The sequence below is a fragment of the Chitinophaga sp. genome (assembly GCF_036566945.1).
Lineage (GTDB): Bacteria > Bacteroidota > Bacteroidia > Chitinophagales > Chitinophagaceae > Chitinophaga.
Genome location: NZ_DATCVJ010001039.1, coordinates 1 through 6,465 on the forward strand (window position 1 = coordinate 1; position 6,465 = coordinate 6,465).

Annotated in this window: 6 protein-coding genes; 4 read left to right on the forward strand and 2 right to left on the reverse strand. The window is 45.7% G+C overall.

What is annotated here, in order from left to right:
- From VIP81_RS31390 to VIP81_RS31400, 3 genes are all read left to right on the forward strand, one after another.
- Positions 1–411: FAD-dependent protein (locus tag VIP81_RS31390; RefSeq protein ID WP_349258202.1), on the forward strand; the 411-nt coding region annotated here is incomplete at its 5' end.
- Between the two features lie 56 nt (positions 412–467).
- Positions 468–1,412, forward strand: a complete 945-nt coding sequence (locus VIP81_RS31395; RefSeq protein WP_331971437.1) for an ABC transporter ATP-binding protein — start codon at positions 468–470, stop codon at positions 1,410–1,412.
- A 15-nt stretch (positions 1,413–1,427) separates the two neighbouring features.
- The gene (locus VIP81_RS31400) at positions 1,428–2,738 is read left to right on the forward strand and encodes an ABC transporter permease (protein ID WP_331971441.1); all 1,311 of its coding nucleotides are present in this window, start codon (positions 1,428–1,430) and stop codon (positions 2,736–2,738) included.
- A 102-nt stretch (positions 2,739–2,840) separates the two neighbouring features.
- Here the strand turns inward: VIP81_RS31400 and VIP81_RS31405 are convergent, their stop codons facing one another.
- Positions 2,841–3,785, reverse strand: a complete 945-nt coding sequence (locus VIP81_RS31405) for an NAD(P)H-dependent flavin oxidoreductase (RefSeq protein WP_331971444.1) — start codon at positions 3,783–3,785, stop codon at positions 2,841–2,843.
- A gap of 110 nt (positions 3,786–3,895) precedes the next feature.
- Positions 3,896–4,888, reverse strand: coding sequence for a sugar phosphate nucleotidyltransferase (locus VIP81_RS31410; RefSeq protein WP_331971446.1), 993 nt, complete (start codon positions 4,886–4,888; stop codon positions 3,896–3,898).
- Between the two features lie 213 nt (positions 4,889–5,101).
- Here VIP81_RS31410 and glyA point away from each other — a divergent pair, with 213 nt between their 5' ends.
- Positions 5,102–6,379: a serine hydroxymethyltransferase gene (gene glyA / locus VIP81_RS31415; protein ID WP_331971449.1), complete on the forward strand. Its 1,278-nt coding sequence runs from the start codon at positions 5,102–5,104 to the stop codon at positions 6,377–6,379.
- The last annotated feature ends 86 nt before the right edge of the window (positions 6,380–6,465 follow it).

Below are 6,465 nucleotides of genomic sequence, written 5' to 3' on the forward strand. Positions count from 1 at the left end.
CAGGCATACATCGCCGGCGGCGGCAACTTCGTAGCTCCCGCACAAAGAATGACCGACTTCGTCAGCAAAAAAATATCGGCCTCGCTGCCCGCATGTTCCTATGTTCCTGGCCTGCATAGCACCGACCTCCGTACTGTACTACCCAAAGTAGTACACCAACGCCTGGCAGGCGCCTTTAAAGCATTTGGCCGCAAAATGAAAGGATATTATACAGAAAACGCAGTACTGGTGGCCACAGAATCACGCACCTCTTCCCCGGTACGCATTCCACGCAACAACGATACACTCGAACATCCACAGGTAGTAGGTCTGTATCCCTGCGCGGAGGGCGCAGGATATGCAGGAGGAATTGTATCTGCCGCCATGGACGGAGAACGCGTGGCCGCCATCATCGCAGATAAACTACGATAAATATCCGGGTAGGATATTATGATTAATTATTGCGGATTAATCATTAATTTTTCACCATGAACCTACTCGAAGTTAAACACCTGAAAAAGCATTATCAAACCCATAAAGCGGTAGATGATGTTAGCTTTGATATACAACAGGGCAGCATCTTCGGATTACTGGGACCCAACGGCGCCGGTAAAACAACGCTACTACGCATGATTACCGGCATCTTCTATCCCGACGAAGGCCAGATACTTTTTAACGGCCAAAAATTTGACCCACAAAACGACGTGCAATACATCGGCTACATGCCGGAAGAAAGAGGGTTGTACAAAAAAATGATGGTAGGGGAACAAACCCTCTACCTCGCCCGCCTGAAAGGACTCAGCAAAAAAGAAGCGGTACAGAAAATTAAATACTGGTTCGATAAGTTCGATATCAACTCCTGGTACAACAAAAAAGTAGATGAGCTCAGTAAAGGCATGCAACAGAAAGTACAGTTCATTTCTACCATCCTGCACCAGCCCAAACTACTGATACTCGATGAACCCTTTTCCGGCCTCGATCCCATCAATTCCAACCTGATCAAACAGGAAATATTTAACCTCAGCCAGCAAGGTACCACCATCATCTTTTCTACACACCGCATGGAACAGGTGGAAGAAATCTGCGATCATATCATGCTGATTAACAAAGGCAAAAAAATACTCGATGGCAGCGTACAGCAAATACAACAGGACTTTAAACAGGGCCTCTTCAAAGTAGGACTGGGGACCATGCCCAACCCGGCTCAAATGGCCACCTGGCACTTTAATATTGTGCAAACACATGATAAGGCGTTTACTGTGAAAATGAATGAAGACAGCACTACCAACGATATCCTCCTGCACTTCATCCGCCAGGATATTCCTGTCACCTATTTCGAAGAACTCCTTCCCTCTATCAACGAGGTATTTATCACCCAGGTACAGCAAACTGAAAATGCCACCGCCAACGTGGCCACTCTTCCGCTGAACTAATTATGCTGCTTACTTATGGAAAAAATATGGCTCATTATAAAACGGGAATTTTTTACACGCGTCCGTAAAAGATCTTTCCTTGTCACCACTTTACTGGTACCACTGGCTTTTGCGGCCATGATCATTGTTCCTATACTACTGGCCACCAGTTCTACCGAACATAAACGCATCGCCGTGGTGGATGACAGTGGCTTATTCGAAAACAAATTCCCCGACACTAAAGGGGTGTATTTCAAATATCTCCAACACCAAAACATCGACAGCCTTAAACTGCACTATGAAGACAAAGGCTATGAAGGTGTATTGTACATTCCACAGTTTGATATCAGCCGCCCTTCCGGATTCGAATTTTATAGCAGCGGTCAGGCCAGCATTACCATTGAAAGCAGTATTAATAAGGATATCAATGATATCATTGAAAAGAAACGCCTGGAACTGCAGGGGATTGATCAATCCAAAATGGATGGAATCCGGTCTAATGTGGAAGTCACCTTTAAAAACGGCAAAGAAGAGAAAAAAGGTAACTCCTGGGTGGCCTACGGCGTAGGCTATGCCAGCGGATTCATTATTTACATTGTCCTGTTACTGTTTGGTACTTCCGTCATGCGCGGCGTGATGGAAGAAAAGGTGAGCCGTATTGCGGAAGTGATGATTTCCAGTGTGAAACCCTTTCAGCTCATGATGGGCAAAATCATTGGTATTGCGGCGGTTGGATTGCTGCAGTTTTTTATATGGGGCATTCTCGTTACCGCTATTTATTCCCTGATCCCCTTATTCTTTTCGCCCGAAAGCATGCAGGCAGCAGCGCAGGGTGGCGCTATGGCGCAAACCAGTCAGGCCGATCAGGTAGAAATGATTCACAAAATGAGAGAGCTGGTAGGTAGCATTCATTGGAGCCTCATCGTTCCCTGTTTTGTATTGTACTTCCTTGGTGGCTACCTGTTTTACTCTTCTTTGTATGCAGCGATTGGTAGTCTTGCTAACGAAGACGCCTCCGATATACAACAACTTACTATTCCTGTAACTGTGCCTATCATCATCGGCATTATGATCATGATGAAGGCCGTGCAGGACCCGGGCAGCCCGCTGGCGGTATGGGGTAGCATTATTCCCTTTACTTCACCGATGGTGATGATGGCCAGACTCCCTTATGGCGTGCCGGGCACGGTTCCTTACTGGCAACTGGCACTGTCGTTCGCCTGCCTGATAGGCGGCTTTATATTCACTACATGGGCAGCCGGCAGAATATACCGCACCGGCATATTGATGTATGGCAAAAAGATTACGTTGAAAGAAGCCGTGAAGTGGGTAGTGAGGAAACCGTAAATAGCTATTAGCAGTTAGCTTTTAGCAGTTAGCAAAATGCAGCGGAGATATGCGGGGAAAGAAAATATATTCGCTTATGTCTCCGCTGCATTTTGCTAAAAGCTAAAAGCTAACGGCTAAAAGCCTAATCGTTGCCTGAAACTCTGTCCAGATCTCTTCCAGCACGAGCGCAGCGGGTTTAATATCATGTATCAGTGCGCTCACCTGGCCTATTTCCAGTTCCCCTTCCTCGAGGTTACCTTCAAACATACCGGTTTTTGCGCGGGCACGGCCCAGCAGTGCTTTCAGGGTGTCTGCATCTGCGCCGTTATCTTCTGCTGCTTTAATGGCCTGGTAAAAATTGTTTTTGATCAAACGTACCGGGGTTAGTTTCTTTAAACTGAGCATGGTATCACCTTCTTTTGCGTTAACCACCGCTTGTTTAAAATTTATATGGGAAGATGCTTCGGGGGTGGCTACAAAACGACTGCCTACCTGTACACCGTCGGCTCCCAGCGCAAAAGCTGCCGCCATGGCTTTTCCGGAACCTATTCCACCCGCTGCTATCACCGGTATTTTTACCTGCTCACATACGGCAGGAATCAATACCATGGTAGTTGTTTCTTCGCGGCCATTATGACCGCCAGCTTCAAAGCCTTCTGCCACTACCGCATCTACACCAGCCACCTCGCTTTTCAGTGCAAAGGCAGCACTGGATACTACGTGTACTACTTTAATGCCCGCAGCCTTCAGTACCGGTGTCCATGTTTTTGGGTTTCCGGCAGAAGTGAATACTATTTGTACGCCTTCTTCCAGAATTATATTTATCAGCTGTTCTATATCAGGATACAGCAAAGGTAGATTTACGCCAAAGGGTTTGTTGGTAGCCTGTTTACACTGCTGTATATGCGAGCGCAGCACATCGGGGTACATACTACCGGCACCAATCAGACCCAGACCACCGGCATTACTAACAGCACTGGCTAAACGCCAGCCACTCGCCCAGATCATACCTGCCTGGATAACAGGATATTGAATATTGAATAAGGAAGTGATACGGTTGCTCATAGTAGCGAATATACTTAAAAGCAGAAAGCAGAAGGCATAAAGCAAAAAGCTATTGTGGCGGATATTTAATCGCGACAATAGCTTTTTGCTTTTAGCTTTATGCTTTGGGCTTACCCCAGATCTATTTCTGTATTATCGCCAATGTTCAGGCTCTGACTCAATCCGCGGATATTGGCATCACTACCAATCAGCGAGGATTTCAACACCACTTCATACAGGTTGCTGAAAGAACCGATAATAGAATCCTTTACGATAGAGTAGTTGATGACCGTATTGTCGCCTATGGCCACATTAGGGCCAATAATAGCGTTCTTGATATTACATCCTTCCCCAATACTTACCGGCGGAATGATGATCGTATTTTCATACGGCAATACCGGGTTATTAGCGAGTTTATATTTCTTCAGCAAAATGGCATTTGTTTCCAGCAGCGTGTCTTTACGACCACAATCAAACCAGTTGGATACTTTAAAGCCATTGAACTGTACGCCATGTTCAATCATGCATTCCAGCGCATCGGTGAGCTGGAACTCATCATGTGATTTTATTTTATTGTCGATGTTGCTTTGCAGGCAATCATACAGTTGGGTAGTTTCCTTGATCTTGTAAAGCCCTACCAGCGCCATGTTCGACTTAGGAATCTGTGGCTTTTCCACTACCCGGGTAATTTTGCCTGTTTCATCCAGTTCTGCTACACCGAAGTTACGCGGGTCATCTACTTTCTTCAGGCCCAGCATAGAATAAGGAGAAGCGATTACTTCTTTGAAATCACATTCACAAATAGTATCTCCGAGTACGATCAGTATTTCATCGTTGCCCACGATATCACGGGTGAGTGATAACGCATGGCCAGTGCCTTCGCGGCTATTTTGCTGTACAAAATGACAGGTGAGTTGTGGATACTTCTTTTCCACATAGTGCTGGATTTTTTCTCCCAGGTAACCTACCACAAATACAAATTCCGTGATACCTGCATCCACCAGCTGATCAATGATGATACTGAGAATGGTTCTGCCGGCTAAAGGTATTAATGCTTTAGGCTGTGTATATGTATGTGGACGAAGCTTGGTGCCTGCCCCTGCCACTGGTATTATTGCCTTCATTGCTTGTTGTAGTTAGGATGATAGCGTTTGCTGCTCGAATGCGCGAAAATAGGATAATTAGCGCAAAGGAAAAAGGGCACGCAAAGGAGCAAAGCAGCAAAGTAGCAAAGTATTTCCCTTTCCTGCCTACTTTGCTGCTTTGCTCCTTTGCGTGAGCTTTTCGCTTGCTATTGATCCGGCTTTCATTTATTTTTGCACCAAATTTAAGGCAACATGCAAAGAGACCAGCAAATATTTGATTTAATCGGCCAGGAATTGGAGCGTCAGCGCCATGGCATTGAGTTGATCGCATCTGAAAACTTTACCAGCTACCAGGTAATGCAGGCGATGGGACAAGTGATGACGAATAAATATGCCGAAGGCTATCCTGGCAAAAGATATTATGCAGGCTGCGAAATTGTGGATCAAAGCGAACAATTGGCGATAGACAGAGCTAAACAAATATTTGGTGCAGCTTATGTGAACGTACAACCTCACTCTGGGGCACAGGCCAATGCTGCTGTAATGCTGGCTATTCTCCAACCAGGCGATAAAATCCTCGGTCTGGATCTGAGCATGGGCGGTCACCTTACCCATGGTTCTGCTGTGAACTACTCCGGAAAACTTTACCAGCCTCATTTCTACGGTGTTAACAAAGAAACCGGCCTGGTAGAATATGATAAAATGGCCGAAATCGCCAACCGCGAAAAACCAAAACTGATTGTTTGCGGTGCATCTGCTTACAGCCGTGACTGGGATTACAAACGTATCCGCGAAATAGCTGACCAGGTAGGCGCCTTTGTAATGGCAGATATTGCACACCCTGCAGGTCTGATCGCCAAAGGATTACTCAACTCTCCATTTGCACATTGTCATTTCGTTACCACTACCACCCACAAAACACTGCGTGGTCCCCGTGGCGGTATGATCATGATGGGCGCAGATTTCGAAAACCCATTTGGTCTGAAAACACCAAAAGGTGAAACCCGCATGATGAGCTCCCTCATTGATACCGCTGTATTCCCAGGTATCCAGGGTGGTCCGCTCGAACACATCATCGCTGCTAAAGCTGTTTCCTTCTTCGAAATCCTGTCTGACGATTATACCGTATACGCCAACCAGATTTTGAAAAATGCGCAGTCAATGGCGAAAAGCTTTGTTGGTAAAGGCTATGAAATCATTTCCGGCGGTACCGATAATCACCTGATGCTGATTGACCTCCGTAATAAAAATATCTCCGGTAAAAAAGCAGAACAAACACTCGTTAAAGCAGATATCACTGTTAATAAAAACATGGTACCATTCGACGATAAATCTGCCTTTGTTACTTCCGGTATCCGTGTTGGTGTTCCGGCTATTACCACCCGTGGTATGAACGAAAGCCATATGGGCCAGATCGTTGACTGGATCGATCAACTGCTGATGGATGCTGACAACGAAGCACTCATCACCAGCGTAAGAGGCGAAGTGAATACATTTATGAAACAGTTTACCCTGTATCCTGAACTGTAAACATTACTACATATAATTAAGTCAAAAAAGAGGAGGTCTGTGTAAGACTTCCTCTTTTTTGTCTTACTCAGGATTATACTGATTTT